The sequence below is a fragment of the Dyadobacter sp. CY312 genome (assembly GCF_021390535.1).
GTDB lineage: Bacteria > Bacteroidota > Bacteroidia > Cytophagales > Spirosomataceae > Dyadobacter.
Map to the genome: position 1 here is coordinate 385,091 of NZ_JAJUXG010000003.1, position 20,917 is coordinate 406,007.

The 20,917-nt window shown below is 41.5% G+C and carries 20 protein-coding genes and 1 tRNA gene; 13 read left to right on the forward strand and 8 right to left on the reverse strand.

All coding sequences use genetic code 11. The features are described 5' to 3' along the window. Positions 1-629 precede the first annotated feature (629 nt). From LZG71_RS05795 to LZG71_RS05805, 3 genes are all read left to right on the forward strand, one after another. Positions 630-1,418 carry a HAMP domain-containing sensor histidine kinase gene (locus LZG71_RS05795; protein ID WP_233817929.1) on the forward strand — a complete coding sequence of 263 codons (789 nt, stop codon included), beginning with the start codon at positions 630-632 and terminating at the stop codon, positions 1,416-1,418. After that, a complete protein-coding gene (locus LZG71_RS05800) occupies positions 1,418-2,326 on the forward strand; it encodes a response regulator (RefSeq protein ID WP_233817931.1) in 909 nt (302 codons plus the stop codon). The genes LZG71_RS05795 and LZG71_RS05800 overlap by 1 nt, the downstream gene beginning before the upstream one ends. 261 nt (positions 2,327-2,587) lie before the next feature. Further along, on the forward strand, positions 2,588-3,256 hold the full coding sequence (locus LZG71_RS05805; RefSeq protein WP_233817933.1) for a hypothetical protein: 669 nt from the start codon (positions 2,588-2,590) through the stop codon (positions 3,254-3,256). A 483-nt stretch (positions 3,257-3,739) separates the two neighbouring features. Here LZG71_RS05805 and LZG71_RS05810 read toward each other — a convergent pair. The 6 genes from LZG71_RS05810 to LZG71_RS05835 form a co-directional block, all read right to left on the reverse strand. Further along, a tRNA-Ala gene (locus tag LZG71_RS05810) sits at positions 3,740-3,813 on the reverse strand. Between the two features lie 163 nt (positions 3,814-3,976). Further along, positions 3,977-4,156: a hypothetical protein gene (locus tag LZG71_RS05815; protein ID WP_233817935.1), complete on the reverse strand. Its 180-nt coding sequence runs from the start codon at positions 4,154-4,156 to the stop codon at positions 3,977-3,979. Between the two features lie 73 nt (positions 4,157-4,229). Beyond that, the gene (locus tag LZG71_RS05820; protein WP_233817937.1) at positions 4,230-4,760 is read right to left on the reverse strand and encodes a PolC-type DNA polymerase III; all 531 of its coding nucleotides are present in this window, start codon (positions 4,758-4,760) and stop codon (positions 4,230-4,232) included. Between the two features lie 147 nt (positions 4,761-4,907). Further along, on the reverse strand, positions 4,908-5,939 hold the full coding sequence (locus LZG71_RS05825) for an energy transducer TonB (protein WP_233817939.1): 1,032 nt from the start codon (positions 5,937-5,939) through the stop codon (positions 4,908-4,910). Between the two features lie 37 nt (positions 5,940-5,976). Further along, positions 5,977-6,330 carry a PadR family transcriptional regulator gene (locus LZG71_RS05830; protein ID WP_233817941.1) on the reverse strand — a complete coding sequence of 118 codons (354 nt, stop codon included), beginning with the start codon at positions 6,328-6,330 and terminating at the stop codon, positions 5,977-5,979. A gap of 110 nt (positions 6,331-6,440) precedes the next feature. Then, positions 6,441-6,911 carry an Lrp/AsnC ligand binding domain-containing protein gene (locus LZG71_RS05835; RefSeq protein ID WP_233817943.1) on the reverse strand — a complete coding sequence of 157 codons (471 nt, stop codon included), beginning with the start codon at positions 6,909-6,911 and terminating at the stop codon, positions 6,441-6,443. A gap of 706 nt (positions 6,912-7,617) precedes the next feature. Between LZG71_RS05835 and lepA the strand changes: the two genes are divergently transcribed. The 4 genes from lepA (at position 7,618) to hslV (ending at position 12,469) form a co-directional block, all read left to right on the forward strand. Then, positions 7,618-9,405, forward strand: a complete 1,788-nt coding sequence (lepA, locus tag LZG71_RS05840) for a translation elongation factor 4 (RefSeq protein ID WP_233817945.1) — start codon at positions 7,618-7,620, stop codon at positions 9,403-9,405. Between the two features lie 217 nt (positions 9,406-9,622). Continuing rightward, positions 9,623-11,278, forward strand: a complete 1,656-nt coding sequence (locus LZG71_RS05845; RefSeq protein WP_233817947.1) for a pyruvate dehydrogenase complex dihydrolipoamide acetyltransferase — start codon at positions 9,623-9,625, stop codon at positions 11,276-11,278. Between the two features lie 125 nt (positions 11,279-11,403). Then, positions 11,404-11,898 carry a GNAT family N-acetyltransferase gene (locus LZG71_RS05850; protein WP_233817949.1) on the forward strand — a complete coding sequence of 165 codons (495 nt, stop codon included), beginning with the start codon at positions 11,404-11,406 and terminating at the stop codon, positions 11,896-11,898. A 28-nt stretch (positions 11,899-11,926) separates the two neighbouring features. Further along, a complete protein-coding gene (gene hslV, locus LZG71_RS05855) occupies positions 11,927-12,469 on the forward strand; it encodes an ATP-dependent protease subunit HslV (protein ID WP_233817951.1) in 543 nt (180 codons plus the stop codon). Between the two features lie 254 nt (positions 12,470-12,723). On the opposite strand, the gene LZG71_RS05860 is transcribed toward hslV, so the two are convergent. Both LZG71_RS05860 and dacB read right to left on the reverse strand, forming a co-directional pair. Next, entirely contained in the window at positions 12,724-13,134 is a 411-nt protein-coding gene (locus LZG71_RS05860; RefSeq protein WP_233817953.1) for a GNAT family N-acetyltransferase, read from the reverse strand. Positions 13,135-13,144: 10 nt separating this feature from the next. Further along, a complete protein-coding gene (gene dacB / locus LZG71_RS05865; protein WP_233817955.1) occupies positions 13,145-14,617 on the reverse strand; it encodes a D-alanyl-D-alanine carboxypeptidase/D-alanyl-D-alanine-endopeptidase in 1,473 nt (490 codons plus the stop codon). Between the two features lie 274 nt (positions 14,618-14,891). Between dacB and LZG71_RS05870 the strand changes: the two genes are divergently transcribed. From LZG71_RS05870 to LZG71_RS05895, 6 genes are all read left to right on the forward strand, one after another. Next, positions 14,892-16,316, forward strand: a complete 1,425-nt coding sequence (locus LZG71_RS05870) for an MBL fold metallo-hydrolase RNA specificity domain-containing protein (RefSeq protein WP_233817957.1) — start codon at positions 14,892-14,894, stop codon at positions 16,314-16,316. 37 nt (positions 16,317-16,353) lie between these two features. Continuing rightward, entirely contained in the window at positions 16,354-17,307 is a 954-nt protein-coding gene (locus tag LZG71_RS05875) for an acetyl-CoA carboxylase carboxyltransferase subunit alpha (protein ID WP_233817959.1), read from the forward strand. Between the two features lie 88 nt (positions 17,308-17,395). Continuing rightward, positions 17,396-18,031 carry an HAD family phosphatase gene (locus LZG71_RS05880; protein ID WP_233817961.1) on the forward strand — a complete coding sequence of 212 codons (636 nt, stop codon included), beginning with the start codon at positions 17,396-17,398 and terminating at the stop codon, positions 18,029-18,031. Then, positions 18,021-19,214: a site-2 protease family protein gene (locus LZG71_RS05885; RefSeq protein ID WP_233817963.1), complete on the forward strand. Its 1,194-nt coding sequence runs from the start codon at positions 18,021-18,023 to the stop codon at positions 19,212-19,214. The genes LZG71_RS05880 and LZG71_RS05885 overlap by 11 nt, the downstream gene beginning before the upstream one ends. A 32-nt stretch (positions 19,215-19,246) precedes the next feature. Further along, positions 19,247-19,822, forward strand: a complete 576-nt coding sequence (locus LZG71_RS05890; protein ID WP_233817966.1) for a 1-acyl-sn-glycerol-3-phosphate acyltransferase — start codon at positions 19,247-19,249, stop codon at positions 19,820-19,822. Between the two features lie 67 nt (positions 19,823-19,889). Continuing rightward, complete coding sequence (locus tag LZG71_RS05895; RefSeq protein WP_233817968.1) at positions 19,890-20,894, forward strand: phosphotriesterase; 1,005 nt, start codon at positions 19,890-19,892, stop codon at positions 20,892-20,894. Positions 20,895-20,917 lie beyond the last annotated feature (23 nt).

The following is a 20,917-nucleotide window of genomic DNA, read 5'->3' on the forward strand; positions in this document are numbered from 1 at the left end:
CCTGGCTGAACGTTAAAGGAAAATTTCGGACTCATGGAACCCTATAACATGTCATGTCAATTGTTGATGATCTCAACAAATTCAAAGGATATGGATTACCCGGTTTCGAATCGGGAATGGATTTCTTGAAACAGTTCGACGAATAGGCTTTAAAAAACGGTTATGAGGATATTTTTGGGCGTAGTCAGGGAGCGAAAGATCAAAATTTGCAGGGAGTAGTAAAAGGTGTTTCCGAAGAGTCTGTGTCGATACTTATGGGGCAGATTAACGCAATACGCATATCAGGCCGCAATGGCAGACAGCACTCGAATCCCAGTGCCCTACCTGTCTACCATTGCGCAAGACACCGCGTATAACAAATTATTGATAGATATCGTGGATAGATTGGAACGCATAGATTCAACATCAAACGGAGGATTTAGGCTACCGTAAAAACTGGCTCCAACGCATGGCTTTTACTGTTAGAAATTATCCACTGTATGCCGCCTTTTCGAGAGTTCCTAATCAACTCAGTCGGTAGTTTTTCGATTCTGAGTCAATGTAAGATGGAGAATTCCTAATAAATTTAACAGCAGTATTGAAAGTTCTTCCAAAATATCCTATCATAGCAAGATACTAGCACAATTTTAATGGGAAAAAGCAAATACATAAAAAAAAAGCAGCCTAACTCAGTAGTTTTTCAAAGGCAATTAGACAAAATGGGTGAAAAAATCGTCCATTTAAAAAACCTAAATAATTTGGTTAATGACTCATATCAGACACACATTGAGCATCTTGCTAATTTCGCTAGGCATGATATGAAAAATAGTGTTCAGAGTATGGACAGCATTTTGAACACTCTCTCATTAGATGAGCTTAAAAATGAAGATTGGGAGAGCTTAAAGGCCTGCTTAGAGAATATAAGGAAAACAATTGACGATTTTTCTAAATTAGCACCTATTGACTCAAAAAACAGATTTTTGCTTCCTGAACTCATGGTTGGTGTCGAGCTCCTTTGTCGATCACTACTCGACCAGAACAGGATAACATACAAATTTAATTTCCCAAGAAAATCTGAGACTCCTATCAAACAATCGTTTCACGCTCTGCTCCAGCTAATGCACAACCTAGTTCTAAATGCGGTTAAAGCCTTGTCGAGCTCCGAATCTAAGCTACTTTCTATTTCAGCAACAATTGACGCCTCAATATGTGAAATAGAAGTGTTAGATAGCGGAATACCGATTGAGTCACAAGATTTAGAGAAAATATTTGAATATGGCTACTCTACAACTGGCGGTTCGGGTATTGGATTATTTCATGCTCAATATATCTGTGAAGCAATAAAAGGATCAATCGTACTGTCAATTCCAGAGAATTCCTTGTTTACCAAAAAATTTACTATTAAGTTCCCCATCGAATTACCTTTGGACCTTGAATAATGGAAAGAAACGTTCTGATTATAGATGATGAAAAAAACCAAGCGGAAGGGTTGACCCGTCTATTAACAAAGAAAAACCCATCCACTCACTTTTTTCATGCTTTTGAAGAAAAGGACATTCTACATAAGATAGAAACAACATTTTTCAATTTGGCGATAGTTGATCTGCGAATGGATGGTTTTGATTACGATGGGGTAGATCTGATCGGCAAAATTATAACCGAAAACCCATTTGCACGAATAATCGTGGTATCGGCATTCACAAGTGAATTTACCCACAAGCTTAATCCGTTTATCGGAACAGGTAAAATTTTGGCCGTGAGTGACAAGAAATCAATAGATCCTTGGTCAGATGAACTCACGGACCTAATGAATACCTATTTCGAGAAAATCGAACAGAATCCTTCAGAAATATCCAATTCCCTGCTTAGTTTTTACTCAAAAGCTAAGAATGAAAGCGATACCTATTTAAAAGGTAAAGCGTTTGAGCATTTTGTCACCTTTCTATTAGGTATAATGGGCTTTCGCGAGATTACGCATCGAGTTATTGACCGATCTAGAAATGAAGTTGATTTACTGGTAAGAAATGACATTAGCGACACTTTTTTAGGTAAATTTGGCAAATACATTTTAGTGGAATGTAAAAATTATCCAGCTGATGGTGTCGGGAAAAATGCATTTATAGAGTTTTTATCTAAACTGAAAAACACTAATGGATTAGCGGAGCTAGGTATCTTATTCACCACTGGTTATATTGCACAAACCACCTACATAGAAGCTGTACGTACTTCGACCGAACATCATAAAATTATCTTCATTTCAAATCCTGAAATTGAAAAACTAATCAACTCAAGTGATATACGTGCTGAATTCAAAAAAATAATAGATAGCCAGGTAAAAGACAATTAAGTCCAGAAGAGATAGGCAATTGTTCGTATACCTGCCTGATATTGAAAAATATCATAGAAACCTTACCCTGGGAGATCTGGTAATGAATGCGCCTAAAATTAGAGGCACTTACAGTAAATCTACATCCACGATTGCACCCTAGACAGATTAGGGACTGTAACTAGTTGATACACTGGCAGTATACCCAAGGAAAAAGTTACAACGCCCTTAGTAACTCCAAGAATACTAAAATTAGCTACTTTCGGGGAAAATACCATCGAGATGATTTACGCAGTAGGAATAATGATTTTCCTAATAATTCTTGGATTCACTAGGCTCAGATTGAAATATACTGATATAGATAATGATTACAAATTTATCCAGGACTACTTGAATCGATTTATAGCTTTCACAAATCAGTACGGTAAAAGCGGGGCTGCCGGGATAATTTATCAAGACTATGACTGGTTATTAAGAAGATCAACAAAGGCTCAACGAATGATAGGAAGATTCGGAATCTATATTTATAAACACAGATTCAATGGATTCAGTAGCGATTCTTACGAGCTCATTGTAAATATCCTACCTCAATTCCCTGATTCAAGTGTTGAAAGTCAGCTTATAATTGTCACGCATCAATCTCTGACACTATATTTAGGAGACATTGAAGATAGATCCAAAGAGCTAGCAAAAGAGTTAAAAAACCCATTTATATGCTTCAGAGAGGGTGTTAACACCATTTTTCAGGTACCGCTTTGGGTTCTAAAATGGTTCGGCCTTTTGTCAGAGAATAGGGTTAGAAACGCAAGCCAAAATTGGCTTTTTAAACTCTCAGTCGCTGTCAGTGCCATTATTGGGTTCATCAGTGCTCTTGTAACTATTGCAGACGGGTGGGAAAAATTATTACCTTTTCTCTTGAAGATTGCATCGTTCCTTACAGTTCTTGGCTAAAAATGAGTCAGCTGACTAAAGACTGTCGAGGGAATTTCTAGCGTGTCAATTTTTAAGCTCGGACCACACAACTACGGCAGCACCAAAAACTGCGCCAATTAACGCCCCAATATCACCCGCAACTGTCGCACTGAGTGCACAAGCCCCCATTGATGACGTGATAATTGAAGGCCTCAAGATATGAGATAAAGGTAAACGCCTGGTTTTGAGGATGTCATAGTAGTGTTGACTAGTTGGCCCTTGCAAATAATAAGATATACAGATCGAAAAATCCGTCTTTTGCACATCTCTGAACCCGAATAAAACTATGTACCCTGACTTTAAAATTAAATTTGGCAATGTTATTTTATCTACGAAGTCATCTCCGTACAAAGGAATTTAGAAGTTTAGCATAAAAAAGCCCCGAACATTGAGTGCTCAGGGCTTAACTGTGTGTAAAAAACTGTGCAAGTTCTACAACCTACTGATTTACAGTACACTTTGTGGAGAATATGGGATTCGAACCCATGACCTCTTGCATGCCATGCAAGCACTCTAGCCAACTGAGCTAATCCCCCGCGTTTCGGATTGGAGTGCAAAGATTAAACGGAGAAACTTTATAAACAAGCTTCTCAGATAAATATTACGGTATTAATTTCAATTGATACGATGCCGCCTTTCTACCAAAAAAATAGAGCGGACTTTTGGCCCGCTCCTTCTATATCTGTTTAAGGAATTGCATCAACTTCGGTTACCACCGCCAAATGCACGGGACAATGCCCAGATCACTACGGCAATAACGCCTACGACAAGGATAACTCCTGTCCACATACCTCCTTTGAAAATACCGCCAACAATTTCACAGCTGGTTAGCCCAATGGCTGCAAAAAAAATAAACATATAGGTGAGGAACGCTTTCATATATAAGATCGATTTAAGTTGGTAAATAAATCTACGTATAAAATAATCGTTCCAATATGTTCATTAAGGGCAATCAGGCAAGAACTGAGATGTCTGTGGGGATCAGATTCTGGCGGTCGTTTTGCAATAACATTTCGAATAGTTGAACGGTTGCCGCTGCATCTCCATGCGCACGGTGCCTGTTTTCCAATGAGATATCCAGACTCACGCACAAATTCCCAAGGCTATATGACTTGTAACCGGGAAAAATTTTCCGACTCAACTGGACTGTACATAGCAAATCACGCTGAAAATATTCCTCCATAACCGCAAATTCCTTCTTGATAAATCCATAATCGAACTTTGCATTGTGTGCAACAAACCACGCATCCTTTGTAAACTGGCGCACGGAGTCCTGTATGTCATAAAAGGTGGGGGAATCCTGTACCATGGCATTGTCGATGCCGGTGAGCCTGGTAATAAAGGGCGGGATGTACATTTCCGGGTTCACAAGTGAGTGAAAAACATCCACCACTTTCGCTCCGTCATGACGAAAAATTGCTATTTCAGTAATACGTGAAGCTGCTCCTCCTCCGGTTGTCTCAATATCAACTATCGCGTACATTAATTCAGGGCACTAATTTTGTACATAGAACTCATTCTCAACAAGTCTGAATATTTTAAAATGAAATACAAAAAAACAAAAAAATCCCCGCCAAAGCGAGGATTTTACCAAATTTAGAGGAAGCTTACATCATTTCGATATTCATCCTCAATCCATTTTAAAGACAATTGGCAGTGTAAATCTCACTCGTACGGGAGTACCGGCCTGTTTGCCCGGTTTCCACTCCGGCATGAGTTTCACCACTCTTGCTGCTTCTTCGTCACAGCCAAAGCCTATGCCTTTAATCGGTTTCACATTTTCAATTTTTCCATCAGATCCAACAGTAAATTCTAAGAACACCCTACCCTGCACACTGGCTTTGATAGCCTGAGAAGGATACCTCAAATGTTTTTGCAAGAAAGCGCCCATGGCAGCATTCCCTCCTATAAATTCAGGCTTCTGATCTACCAGAATGTATTCCTTTTCCTTCTCCGGCTCAACTTCTACTGCTAAGCCGTTGCCTGAAGTAACCGTTGCCGAAGGCGCTGTAATTACGTTCACATCCACCAGTCCATCCTGCGTTACTTCGCCAGGTTTGGCTGTTTGCAGATCTTCAACAACCGGTGGCGTATATTCTACATCCACCTGCTCATCGGGCACCACCGTTGGTATCACGCTCTTAACTGTTTTTTCAACAGGCTGAGCTTCTTCCTTCACAGGAGGCGGCGGTAATGGCTTCGGTTCCGGGCGAATATCTATATTTCTATCTAATGTTATTTCAAATCGAATATCTTCCGGTTTTTTGTCCGGCACGAGAGTCGCATACAGATTGGGCAGCAGCACCATCAATAAAAACAGCGTAACGCCCATCAGAACCGATCTTTGCATAGTTTGTCCGTAACCACGTCTGAGCTGATAAGCGCCATACTGTTTGTTACGTCCTTCAAAAACAATGTCATCTAATGTTTTGTCCATGGCTAACAGATTTTTGTGATCAACACTCAAATGATGGAGGGTTTTCAAATCAGCATCTGCCACGATCTTATCGTAGGCCTGTTGGAATGAATTCCCGTCCCAAAGTCGCTCCTCTGCCTCACACGCAAGATGGTCCAATATTTCCGGAAGCAACTCCGGATCAAGCTTGCTGGCCTGCAGATATTTGCTTAACTGTGCGATTCGATTTTCTTGAAGGCGTTTCATCTGATCTTCTGTTTAGAAATTAGCCATGAATTGTTTTTTATTCGGTTGCTAAACTCTTCGGCGCGAGCAATAATCTTACCGCATCCAGAAAACGCTCGAGATCATTGGTTTTATTACGGGCAGCTTCGTTGCCGGGCGTGGTTAGCGAATAATATTTCCGCAGCCTGCCATCTACTTCCACCGACTCTGTAACCAACAGCCCCTCCTGTTCCAACTTGTGAAGAACCGGATACAAGGCACCAAACGTCAGAGCTATTGCTCCCCCTGTTCTGTCTTTAACTTCCTGAGTGATTTCATACCCATACATACGGTCATGTTCGGCCAACAAATTCAGTACGATGGTTTTCAGCGTACCCCTCACATATTCGTTACTTGTTGCGTTATTCTCCATAATTTCGTTTTGTCTTATGCAAATATATATAAGTTTTTTATATATACAATACAAAAGTAACTTTTTTGCGCTAGCGCGTCAATGATTTTCTAAAAATTAATTTTACTGAACTACCCCTCAGACAGCGGAATGGAACGATTGATTCGTTCCTCTAACGAAATAAACGTTTCCGTTCGTTGAATTCCGTTAACCTTTTGGATTTTGTCGTGTAGAATTTCTCTGAGGTGACCTGTATCCCGACAGACTATCTTGATAAAAATACTATATATGCCGGTCGTATAATGAATGTTAACCACCTCGGGTATTCCCTCCAGTTCCGTAGCTACCTGCTCATACAAAGAGCTTTTTTCGAGATAAATACCCAAAAAAGCACTGATATCCCAACCCAGTTTCGCAGGTTCGATCACCAATTGTGAACCTTTGACAATGCCCATCTGTTCCAGTTTTTTCATCCGGACATGAACGGTTCCACCCGAAACGAAAACCCGTTTTCCTATTTCAGTGTAAGGTAATGCTGCGTTTTCTATTAGCAGAGAAAGTATGCGAAGATCCGTACTATCAATGTCTGAATATTTTATCATTTTTTCATAAATCGTTAGATATTTCGTAATTATAAGACACAAATTATGAAAAAATGATAAATTTTACGAAATTTTGATGAAAATATTTTATAATTAAATTGTTTAGAATTAATTTCGCAGTGTTGAATCAGTTATTTGTTTTAATGAACAGTGACGGATTAAATAAAAAATATCACATTGTAGGGTGATGAAATTGGCAGCCATGCCCTCCTGTCTCGGGGGTGGTGAATAAGGGATAAACGCGGTGTAATGCCGACGCAAGTCGACTGGGGTGGACCACCAAATCAGTATTTGTACCGTAGCTAACCGCACCGTGGGTGGTTCGAATCCCCCTCCTACAGCAAAAAAAACTTGACAAGCGAATATTTTCGTAGTAGTTTTATTTGGTTTTTAGTTTGTTGATGAAGTGTAATTTGACACGCGGGTTCATTTTGAAACCTGCGTGTTTTTCTTTTTTAGAGCAAATCAACTGATACAGACACATTTACTCTGCAAATATGTAGAATATATTACAACTGTACAGAACAGACACTACGTCAACAAGATAAGATGAAACAGCTGTTTTCATTTACCTTTTACACCTTCCTGCATGTTCGGACAGAAAAATTTATAAATAAATCTTCCATTCTGTTAAAATCACAGGGAGCCTTGTAATTTTGTGCATCAATCAGATAACCGGCAGCTGGTTATCGGCTTAATTTACTTCATGAAGAAAATTCGTAATTTTTGTATCATCGCCCATATTGATCATGGGAAAAGCACACTGGCCGACCGTTTGTTGGAGTTCACCAAAACAGTTACCCAGCGCGAAATGCAGGCGCAGTTATTGGACAATATGGATCTTGAACGCGAACGCGGGATTACCATCAAGAGCCATGCCATTCAAATGAACTATCTCTATAAAGGAGAAGAATATATATTAAACCTGATCGACACCCCGGGACACGTCGATTTCTCTTACGAAGTTTCCCGCTCCATTGCAGCCTGCGAAGGCGCACTGCTACTGGTTGACGCATCACAGGGCACAGAAGCGCAAACCATTTCCAATCTTTATCTGGCTATTAATCACGACCTGGTCATTATCCCGGTTTTGAACAAAATTGATTTGCCTGGTGCAAGACCAGAAGAAATCAAAGACGAAATGGTGGACCTGCTCGATTGCAAAAGAGAAGACATCATTCCTGCGAGTGGTAAAGAAGGAATTGGGGTTGAAGATATCCTTAATGCCATTATAGAAAGAATACCTGCTCCCGTGGGCGACCCTGAGGCACCTTTGCAGGCCCTGATCTTCGACTCGGTATTTAACTCATACCGTGGGATCGAAGTTATTTTCCGTGTTAAAAACGGAAGTGTAAGAAAGGGCGACCGTGTTAAGTTCATGGCGACCGGTAAGGAATACATTGCAGATGAAATTGGTACACTTGGTTTGGCACAAATACCAAAGCAGGTGGTTGAATGCGGAGATGTAGGTTACCTGATCTCCGGTATCAAAGTTGCCAAAGAAGTAAAAGTGGGTGACACGTTTACACATATACAACGCCCGGCAAGTGAAGCCATCGTTGGTTTCTCGGAAGTAAAACCGATGGTTTTTGCAGGTATATATCCCGTTGATACCACCGAATTTGAAGATCTTCGTGAAGCGATGGAAAAACTTCAGCTGAACGACGCCGCTCTTGTATGGGAGCCGGAAACATCAGCCGCACTTGGCTTTGGTTTCCGTTGCGGATTCCTGGGTATGCTGCACATGGAGATTGTTCAGGAAAGGCTGGAACGTGAATTTGACATGACGGTCATTACTACTGTCCCTTCGGTTCAGTTCAGGATCACAAATACCAAAGATGTTCTTCAAAGAATTAGTGCTCCGTCGGAAATGCCGGAACCTAATCATATCAAATCGATTGAAGAGCCTTTTATCAACGCGCAGATCATCACCAAATCTGATTACATCGGTCCTATTCTGAACCTTTGTATGGATAAAAGAGGTATACTCAAAAATCAGGTTTACCTTACCGCAGAGCGTGTTGAATTGCAGTTCCAAATGCCACTTGCAGAAGTTGTGTTTGACTTTTTTGATAAACTCAAAACCATTTCAAAAGGGTACGCATCACTCGATTATGAGCTTGCCGGATACCAGGAGTCGGATATGGTGAAACTGGACGTCATGCTGAATGGCGAGCCTGTGGATGCACTTTCGGCGATTGTACACCGTACCAAGTCTTACGAGTGGGGTAAAAAACTTTGCGAAAAACTACGTGAACTGATCCCGCGTCAGATGTTCGAAATTGCTATTCAGGCAGCGATCGGACAAAAAATCATTGCCCGGGAAACAGTAAAAGCCATGCGTAAAGACGTTTTGGCAAAATGTTATGGTGGTGATATTTCCCGTAAGCGTAAGCTTTTGGAGAAACAGAAAAAAGGTAAAAAGCGTATGAGACAAGTGGGTAATGTTGAAATACCTCAAGAGGCGTTTATGGCTGTATTGAAAATCAACTAGTTCGCCTTAAAATGTGATATATATCAAAACAGTGTAAAGGCTTCTTTAACAAACAAATCGGTACACTGTTTTACAATAACACCACTACTTTCATGCTTTCCGGAAAGTCCGGTTTTCAGAATTAATACCAAAATCAGGTGCTACGTAAGCCTTTTGTTGTAATTTTGACTGAAATCTAATTTTTAGACCAAGAAACTAAAATACCTTAATAAGCGATATGGCAGAAGTAATCCGTATGCCCAAGATGAGCGACACCATGGAAGAAGGTGTTATCGCAGAATGGCACAAAAAAGTTGGTGATAAAATCAAATCCGGAGAAGTTATAGCGGAAGTCGAAACGGACAAGGCTACAATGGATCTTGAATCTTATTATGACGGTACGCTTCTATACATAGGTGTACAAAAAGGTGATGCTGTACCCATTGACGGGGTAATGGCTGTGGTTGGAGAAGAAGGAGAAGATTATAAATCATTGTTGGAAGGCGGAAGTGACAATGGCAGCAAAGCAGAAGCTCCTGCAAAAGAGGAAGCAAAATCTGAAGCACCAGCTATTGAAACTGCTACTCCGGACAAACCGGCGGCAAAACCTGCTCAATCAACTGAAAAAATAAATGCCGCTGTGGTTCGCATGCCAAAAATGAGCGATACCATGGAGGAAGGAACTTTGGTTTCGTGGCAGAAAAAAGTGGGTGATAAAGTGAAGTCGGGAGACATTCTGGCGGAAGTGGAAACCGACAAAGCAACCATGGAACTGGAAGCGTACGAAGACGGTACACTTCTATATGTTGGTATTAAAGAAGGAGAAGCTGTACCTGTTGACGGTATTATTGCTGTTATTGGTGAGGAAGGATCCAATGTGGAAGCATTACTTGCCCGTGAAAATGGCGAGGCTGAACCGGAAAGTGCTCCTGCGAAAAGTGAAGAATCAAAAGGTGAACCTGCTAAGGAAGAAAAAACAACTTCGGTAGCTGATTCTGGTGACAGAATTAAGGCCTCCCCTCTTGCTAAACGCCTTGCAGAAGATAAAGGAATTAACCTGAACGAAGTTGCAGGAAGCGGAGACAACGGACGCATTGTAAAACGCGATGTGGACGACTTCAAACCTGCTGCAAAATCGGAAGCACCGGCAAAAGCGGCAGAGGCTGCACCTGCAAAAGCAGAAGCTGCACCAGCGGCGGCTCCGGCATCAGGCGACTTTACCGATACTCCGGTGTCGCAAATGCGTAAAACCATTGCTCGTCGTTTGAGCGATAGCTTGTTCACTGCACCGCATTTCTATGTAACCATGGAAATCGTGATGGACAAAGCAATGGCACTTCGTCCTCAGCTGAATGATGTAAGTCCTGCGAAAATCTCTTTCAACGACATGGTGATCAAAGCTTGTGCTGTTGCATTGAAACAACACCCTGCAGTGAACTCAGCATGGTTGGGAGATAAAATCAGAAAATACAATTATGTAAATATCGGTGTGGCAGTTGCAGTAGACGAAGGTTTGCTTGTACCTGTAATCCGTGATGCTGATAAGAAAACGCTTTCTACTATTTCTGGTGAAGTGAAGGATCTTGCCGGTAAAGCGAAGGATAAAAAACTACAACCAAAGGATTGGGAAGGTAATACTTTCTCTATCTCAAACCTGGGTATGTTTGGTGTAGATGAATTCACTGCGATTATCAACCCACCGGATTCATGTATTCTTGCCATTGGTGGAATCAAAAAAGTTGCTGCTTTCAAAGAAGATGGTACGGTATATCCAACCAACATCATGAAAGTGACTCTTTCTGCTGACCACCGTGTAGTGGACGGAGCACTTGCTGCTCAGTTCCTGAATACAGTGAAAAAATTATTGGAAGAGCCAATGAGCATGCTGGTTTAAGCTGTTAGCAAACAGTTCGGATCAGATTAATATTGATAAAATGTACAAAGTGTCAGGTTTTAAAACCTGGCACTTTTGTTTTATATAGCAGTTTTAGTTTATAGCACCAGAGCAGAAGAAAGTATATGATTGAAATAATTCCTTTTCGCAAAGAGTATCAGGATCAACTTGTTAAGTTAATTTTAGATATCCAGCAGTTAGAATTTAATGTACCGATCACAGCAGCAGATCAACCCGATCTATTCATTATCGATGATTTCTATCGCAAAAATGGCGGAGAATTCTGGCTGGCAGTTTCCGAAAATAAAGTGGTTGGCAGTATTGCGCTCATTCGTATTGGAAACCAGTCCGGAGTAATCAGAAAGATGTTCGTAGCGAAAGATTTTCGCGGAAAAGAATCGGGTATCGCGCAACGTTTATTTGATCACATGCTTGGCTACTGCGCACAAAATGATGTAACGACGCTCTACCTGGGAACAGTTAGTCAATTGGCTGCGGCGCTCAGGTTTTATGAGCGGAATGGTTTTGTAACGGTAAGTAAGGAGTCATTACCGGCAGACTTCCCGATTATGCAGGTCGACAATGTTTTCTGTAAACTGACAATCGAAAAGCAGATATAAATTAGTAAGATTTAACAAAGACTTATTCATGGAAAAAATACACGCAACCACCGTCCTTGGCGTACTTCACAATGGAACAGTTTCCTTGGGAGCTGATGGCCAGGCAACGATGGGAAATACTGTGGCAAAGGGCAATGTCAAAAAAATACGCGTATTGATGGGTGGAAAAATTCTTGCAGGTTTTGCAGGTTCTACTGCCGACGCCTTTACACTTATTGAACGCTTTGAAGAGAAACTGAATGCATACGGCGGCAATATGAAACGTGCCGCCATAGAGCTTGCCAAAGACTGGAGAACGGACCGCTACCTACGCAAACTGGAAGCGATGATGATCACTGCAAGTAAGGATGAGATATTGGTAATTTCGGGAACAGGTGATGTACTGGAGCCAGAAAATGGTATTGCTGCGATTGGCTCGGGAGGAAATTTCGCTCAGTCCGCCGCGCAGGCACTTAAAAAACATGCGCAACATCTGACTGCCGAGGAAATGGTAAGAGAAAGCCTTACAGTAGCTGCTGATCTTTGCATTTACACCAATCACAATTTCGTGATTGAAAAGGTGCAGTCGTAGATTTTATTGTTGCCAATAAGACAAAGTAATTTTTAGCCACGGATACATGGATTAGCACTGATTTTTTTCATTTCAATTGGTGAACATTCGTGCATCCGTGGCATTTTTTTTGATTGCAATTCATCAATATTCGCCTAGCTTCGTACTTAATCGTGTTTTAATTTTTTACCACTTAGAGACACGAGTCACAAAAAAAATCCAAGATTTGGTGTCTTTGTGACTTCGTAGCAAATTAATGTTTTGGCAAAAAGTTGTTATAATCTTTTGCTGATCTTGAAATACTCGACTTCCTCTTTGAAAAACGGTTCTGAGAATTTTTCAAAACCAAACTTCTCATAAAAATTCATTGCCGAGCTTCTTGCGTCGCACCAGATTTTCTCATACTGCTGGTTACGGGCATGGTCTATCACATGAGTCAGTAATTTCGATCCCAGTCCCTTATTTTGAAATTCGGAAAGTGTAGCGAACTTGCGGAACCGGATACTTTTTGAATTGGGAAATAAAGAAATAACCGATGCCAACCTCCCCTCTAAATACAAGCCAAAGTGCGTTGCCTGATCATCTTCCGGCACCTTCACAAAATCCGGTGATTTATCGGGCCAGAGAACCTGATGCCGTATCCCAAGGATATCATCCACCGCAACCTGTTTAATTTCAATATTCATAATTCATTTTTCAAATCTCCGCCATCAGCGTCATCAATCGTACCAATTCATCTGAAACAATTCGCTGACTTCCCGGCTGGTACTTGTTAGCAATAATTGCAAAACTCATGAGTGCACCCGACTTCGAAGTGACATAGCCGGCAAATGCCCTAGTGCCCTCAATTGAACCACTTTTAGCCCTGATGTTGCCAGCCGCTATGGTTCCCTTTCCAAGATTTCTTACGGTACCGCTTTGCCCCATGACGGCAATTGTCTTGTAAAATGAATCGAAGTCCGAACCTTTACCTGCGGTGTTCAGAATTGTTGTAAGATTATGTACCGTCAGGGAGCCAGACGGAGAAAGACCGCTTCCGTCTTTTATAAAAAATCCCCGCACGTCGGCATTTTTCAATGACCAATAATTAGCTAACGCAGTTACAGACGCATCAAATTCACTATTTCCCGAAAGCCGCTTACCAATTTGTTTCAGGAAACTGTCAGCATACAGATTGATACTCCACAAGTTTGTTTGCAGGCAGAGCTCCTGCAACGGCGGAGACTTATACTCGTCAAGTACTTTGCGTTCTCCTACCGACGCAACCACATCACCTGTCAGCAAAGGAACCGGTTCAATTAAGACAATCTGAGTCGAAGACATTGCTTCTTTTAACGCTTGATTTAAGAAAAATCCAGGGTCAGGTATGGACCCTTTGACAGAATAAGTTGTGAATCCCAAAGGAATAGTACCGGTCATTACCACGTTACTGCTCAAAGGATTTCCATACAGAATGGTCTTATCGCCCGAACCCTTCTCTCCTGTTAACACCTGATTTTGAAAAGCCAGATATGGCAAAGCAGGCTCCGTTCCCAGGTACGTAACCGGGTCTCCAACTTCTACGCCGGGTTTGAACTTAACTTTATATTGATTTTCGTTAAAGTTCAATCCATACACACCAGCACCATAATAATTCCCCAGATCCGCATATATCCAGCTATCGGCCACAGGTTTTTTATCAAAAAAAGAGGCATCCGCCAGTATCTTTCCTTTAATCACTTTTATGCCCGCTTTGGAAACTGCCTGTGCCCAGCGTGTCAGCAGCGTAGTGTAGTTGGGATAACCTTTAAACCGGTCACTTCCCAGAGAAGGATCGCCCGTTCCGCGAATGTAAACATTGCCATACAGCGTGTCCTTTCGTACCACGCCGTCGTGTTCCAGAAAAGTTCTGAAACGATAATCACTTCCGAAAATAGACAATACCGTTGCTGTTGATATCAGTTTCAGTGTCGACGCTGACGGCAGCGATAACTCCGGATTAACGGAAAACACATTTTTACCATCTTTCACGGTAGTCAAACTTACCGCCAAGGTCCCGTTTCGAAACAATTCACTGTTTTGCAACTCCAATACAGCATCGCTCAAATTACTTATAGACAGACTATCGGGCGATTGTGCAAAACTGGCACAGCCCCAAAGCGAAAAAAGTATTGTCAGAATAAATTTCATAAGGCTCGACGAATGTCAGGTTTTCCGGCAAAACAAAGATTCAATTCTAAACTAGCAACTATTCCCTAAATCTCAGCGTCTTTTTTGGTACTTTTGCATTCATAAGGTGAGCTTCCACAGGCATTAAATGCCGGCGCTGACCTCCATTGAACGTAACTTAAAATTAGTAGTTCATTGGAATCTAAGAAGTTGATATAAAAAAGACATAGAAGTAATATTGATTTTCCCGGCTGAGGGAAAATTATAATATAAATATTCACCCCGATCACAAAGTATGAAATTGACATTTTGGGGAGCTGCACAGCAAGTGACCGGTAGTATGTTCCTTTTGGAAGCTGATGATTACCGACTTTTGATTGACTGCGGTTCAGATTTTGATTTAGATGAGATAGGAAGAAAAAACCGTTACGATGAACAAAAAAGCGTATTTCCTTTTGATGCAAGTTTAATTAACACTGTACTTCTCACACACGCTCACATCGACCACTCAGGAAATATTCCGAATTTATTCAAAGAGGGTTTTGAAGGAAGGGTTGTTTGTACCGAACCTACGTTGTCGCTAACGGCTCTGCTTCTTAAAGATGCTGCCAATTTGCACCAAAAACGCCTGAATGCACGCAACGGAGCCAACAGTAAAAAGAAAGGAAAGAAAAAGAAGGACGTTCCGAGGGACTACTTTGTTGAGAAAAACGTAATTGAAGCCCTTGATAATTTCGTCCCGGTAGCTTTTGGTCAGCGTTACCGCATTGCCGATCATATTTCGATCACATTTTATGCAGCAGGACATTTGTTGGGTGCAGCACACATTGTGGTCGAGGTTTTTGAAAACGGTGAGAAAAAACGAATCTGTTTCTCGGGTGATATAGGAAGAAGTAACTATCCTTTGCTTACAGACCCCCAAGAAGTACCGGATGTGGATTATCTGATCTGCGAAACGACCTACGGAAACCGCTTGCACGAAACAACAGGATCACCTTCGGCAGCCTTAGCAGACGTCATCAAAAGGACGTGTGTTGACATACCCGGAAGGCTCATCATTCCTTCTTTCAGCGTTGGCCGAACACAGGCATTGCTGTATACACTGAATAAAATTTACGCAGACCATAAATTTCCGAACCTTAAAGTGTTCTCGGACAGCCCACTGGCTTACAGCAGCACCAAGGTTTACCAGCGACATGTGCGCTTGCTAAATAAGGAAGCAAGGAGTTTCCAGGATGACAATGACATGTTGTTCGATTTCGACAACCTTATTTACCTTGAAAGTTCTGACGCTAGCCGTGCTATTTCCAACTACAATGAGCCGTGTATCATCATTTCGTCATCAGGAATGGTACAGGGTGGCCGTGTAGAACATCATGTGGAAGCAAATATCGGAAACCCGTATGCAACCATACTCATGATTGGCTATGCCTCGGAAGGTACGCTGGGTTGGAGGCTGTTAAATGGCCAGGATACGATTTCCATTCGTGGTAAACAGCTACCCGTCTTGGCTAATATTGAAAAAATTGACGTATTTAGCGGTCACGGAGATCAGAATGACCTGATAAGATTTGTAAAAATGCAGAACCCTGACAAACTAAAATCAGTTTTTCTGGTTCACGGAGAGCAGCAAAGCATGGCTGATTTCCAGAGTAAAATTCAACAATTGGGCTATAATACAGTAGAAATACCACTCAGAGGACAAACTTACGAACTTTAATACCTCGCATTCAGCCCCAAAATTAAGAACCTAAAAAATGAGAACATACCTGGATTTCGAAAAACCTATGGCCGAGCTCGAACGCAAGCTCGAAGAAATGAAAAAATTAGCATCAGAAAATAATGTGGATTTTTCAGGTGCCATTTCCTTGTTGGAAGGGAATATAACAGATCTTCGAAAAGAAATATTTGAAAATCTTACCCGCTGGCAGCGTGTGCAGTTGTCGCGCCATCCCGACCGCCCATACACGCTTGACTACATTGAGCGTATTTGTGACGAGTTTATCGAGCTTCATGGTGACCGCCAGGTGCGCGACGATCCGGCAGTTATCGGTGGACTTGCCAACGTAGGAGGACAATCTTTCATGCTTATCGGTCAACAAAAGGGACGAAATACCAAGCAGCGCCAACATCGCAACTTCGGTATGCCAAATCCAGAAGGTTACAGAAAAGCGCTTCGATTGATGAAGCTTGCCGAAAAGTTTAACAAGCCTATTGTAACTTTTATCGATACTCCGGGCGCTTTTCCAGGAATGGAAGCAGAGGAACGGGGACAAGGTGAAGCCATTGCACGAAATCTTAAAGAGATGTTTATGCTGAAAGTTCCGGTGATCTGCATCGTTATTGGTGAAGGAGCATCCGGTGGTGCTTTGGGCATTGCGATTGGCGATCGTGTGCTAATGCTTGAAAATACATGGTATTCTGTTATTTCTCCTGAAAACTGCTCTACGATTCTTTGGCGCAGCTGGGATTTTAAAGAGCAGGCAGCAGATGCAATGAAAATTACTGCCAAAGATATGGTTGCCAACAAGTTGGTAGACGGTATTATCTCTGAACCGCTGGGCGGAGCACATCTGGATCACGACTGGATGGCAGAAGAATTGAAAAGAGTAATTCTGGAAAATATCAAGGAGTTATCTAAAATATCTGTTGACAAGAGAATAGATCAGCGTATAGACAAATTCTCATCAATGGGCGTTGTGGTGGAGTGATTTTGAATTTAAAGTTTACGGTAGAATCGTTAAAACCACCGAAGGCTTTCAAAAAAGCTAATAGCCAAGAGCTCACAGCTAATAAAAAATGAAAAACGAGAAGATAAAGAATATCATTTTCGATTTAGGCGATGTAATTCTGAACATTGACGTTCCGGTTGCATCGCTTTCCTTTGCAAAACTAAGTGGCAGAGAGCAGTCGGAAATATTGACACTATTTAAAGAGAATGATCTCTTCAGACAGTTTGAAACAGGCTTCCTTGACGAAAGTGGTTTCCGGAACCTAATCCGCAAGCTAGTTAATTTTCCGGAATGGACAGATGAGATGGTCGACACTGCCTGGAATAGCTTGCTTCTGGATCTTCCTGCCGAAAGAGTAGACCTGCTCAAAAAGCTGAGAGGTGAATACAGGTTGTTTCTTTTAAGCAATACGAGTTCTATTCACATTACACAGGTAAATAAGATTTTGGAAGCCTCAACCGGTGTTAAAAAACTGGATGATCTGTTCGATAAGGTGTATTTATCCTATGAAATGGGACTCATGAAACCTGATCCCAATATTTACCTTCAAGTATTGGCAGAGCAAAATATTACAGCAGAAGAAACCCTGTTTCTCGACGACAACGCCGATAATATTAAAGCTGCTGCCGCATTGGGCATTGATACCATTTTGGTTCAAAAGCCTGTCACCATTCTGGAATATCTCAAAGACTATGCAGTCTAGTTCACGTACCTATCTTATTCAGGCCCTTTTATTTATTGCGACACTCATTACCACCACCATGGCCGGTGCGGAGTGGATATTTGGAAATACCTTTTCTTTTATTTTTGATTTTTTCGGATTAATCGGAAACGACAGTCCTGAACTTAAAGCTGCATCAGCAAAAGCGATGGGCTGGTCAGAGTTTGTGCGGGGATTCCAATTTTCAATCCCATTCCTAGCCATATTGACCATTCATGAGTTTGGGCATTATTTCACGGCCAAAGCACATCAGGTTAAAGTTACACTCCCTTATTACATTCCACTCTGGTTTGGTATATCTCAGAGTATTGGTACCATGGGCGCGTTTATCCGCATCACCTCTGTTGTGAAGTCAAGGCTTAAATTCTTCGATATAGGAATTGCGGGCCCGCTGGCAGGTTTCTTTGCTGCTATGGCAGTTTTGTGGTACGGCTTCACACACTTGCCGCCACTCGAATACATCTACGCCATACATCCGGAATACGAACGATTTGGATCGAGCTATGGTCAATTTGTCTACGAGAATTCAGCAGGAAACATTGCTTTGGGTGACAATATCCTGTTCTGGCTTTTTAAAACCTACGTGGCGGATCCGGCACTGCTTCCACACGCCTATGAAATGATTCATTACCCATATATTTTTGCCGGATATCTCGCTTTGTTTTTCACTTCTCTCAACCTGATTCCTATTGGTCAGCTGGATGGTGGTCATATTTTGTTTGGACTAATAGGTAAGAAAAAATTTGATATTGTGGCACCAGTTCTTTTTGGCATCTTCATTTTCTTTGCCGGGTTAGGTTTGTTCACACACGAATCTTTTGCGATTGGCAGCGATGAAATGTTTTATGAGCAGCTCATTTATCTGTTTTTGTATGTGTATTTTATATACATCTGTTTCCGTAGGACCTTCGAAACATCTGCTACTGCTTTGATGATCAGTTTAATCGTCGTCGTGGCTCAATTTGCAGTAACCTACCTAGCCCCCGAACAGGAAGGTTATTCTGGTTTTCTACCATTTGTTTTCATTCTGGGAAGATTCCTTGGCGTGAAACATCCCGAAACAGAAGACAATCAACCTCTTGATACGCCTCGAATCATTCTTGGAATTTTTGCACTGATCATTTTCATTCTTACATTTAGCCCCCAACCGTTTATTATCCTGTAATAAATAAGTCTTTTTTACACCACTTCATCATCATGTTAAGAGCCATCACTGCGTTTTTATATCGTGCCGCTGGCTGGAAAATCATTGGCCGGTATCCCACTGAAATCAAAAAGGCAGTTTGGGTAGGCGCACCACATTATACCAACTGGGACTTCGTAGTTTGTCTTGGCGGTCGCGCGGAGCTCAAAATCAATATTGGTTTTCTTGCAAAGAGTCAGTTGTTCAAATGGTATTCAGGATGGCTATTCCGGGCCATGGGCTGTTATCCTGTTTACAGAAATAAAGCTTCAAATCTGGTCGACAATGTGGCTGCGATGTACGCGGAACATGAAAGTCTGCATATTGCCATTACGCCCGAAGGTACCAGAAAAGATGTAGACAGAATAAAAACCGGTTTTTACCACATTGCCCTCAAAGCAAACGTTCCGCTTATTCTCATTGGTTTTGATTATCCGCGAAAAGCGATTGTGATCAGTGAGCCGATGTATCTTCAAAACAGCTACGAAGCAGACATGAAAGCCATTTACGACTTTTACCTGACCATTGAAGGGCGGCATAAAACATGGCTGAAAAATTATGAGGAGACTGGGGTGATTTTGAGAAATTGAGTTAGATAATTGATTTCACATGCTTTGTTTAAATTCAGATATTATTCAATGAATTAATAAGCAACTCATGTTTTCCCGCCGGCTATTCATTCAAACCTGCTTCGCTTCCCCGTTACTTCTGAAAAGTCCGGCTTATGGAGACACGAAAATCGTCACGTTGTCTGGTGAAATAAATGCGTCAAAACTTGGCAGAACGCTGATTCATGAACATGTTCTGGTAGATTTTATAGGAGCAGATAAAATCAATCCGAACCGGTGGGAACATGATCAGGTTATAAAAAAGGTGCTTCCCTATTTATTGGACATTAAGGCGAAAGGTATAAAGACAATTGTTGAATGTACACCAGCTTTCCTGGGCAGAGATGTAAAACTGTTGCAAAAATTAGCTCATCAGTCCGGACTTCAGATACTTACAAATACCGGTTTTTATGGAGCTTCGGATAATAAATACCTGCCCTCTTTTGCCCTAACCGAAACGGCAACGGAATTGGCTAATCGCTGGATAGCAGAATTTAAGCGTGGAATTGACGGAACTGATGTAAAACCCGGATTTATTAAAATTGGTGTGAATCCGGGCAGCCTGTCCGATTTACATAAAAAGCTTATCTCAGCAGCTGCTATTGCTCATTTGCAAACAGGATTGACAATCTACTCTCACACCGGACCTGCAATTCCCGCATTTGAACAGCTCGAAATTCTCAAACAATCCGGCGTTCACCCAAGCGCCTTTGTGTGGGTGCATGCAAACGGATCTGATGAAGATTTTTTAAAGATTGCCAAAATGGGAGCCTGGATTAGTCTGGATGGAATAGATGACGGCAATATGGATAAAAATGCGAAAACCATTTCGTTACTAAAATCCAGTGGATTGTTAAACAAAGTATTGATCTCTCACGATGCAGGATGGTACAAACCAGGCGAGCCAGACGGAGGAGCGTTTAAAGGATTTACCACAATTTCTGATAAATTCATCCCTTATCTTAAATCCAATGGTTTTAAACAGAAAGAAATTGATCAAATCCTGATTAACAATCCCTCGCAAATGCTTGCCATTCAGGTCAGGAAAATGTGAGAAGAAAAATTGAAAGACACCGT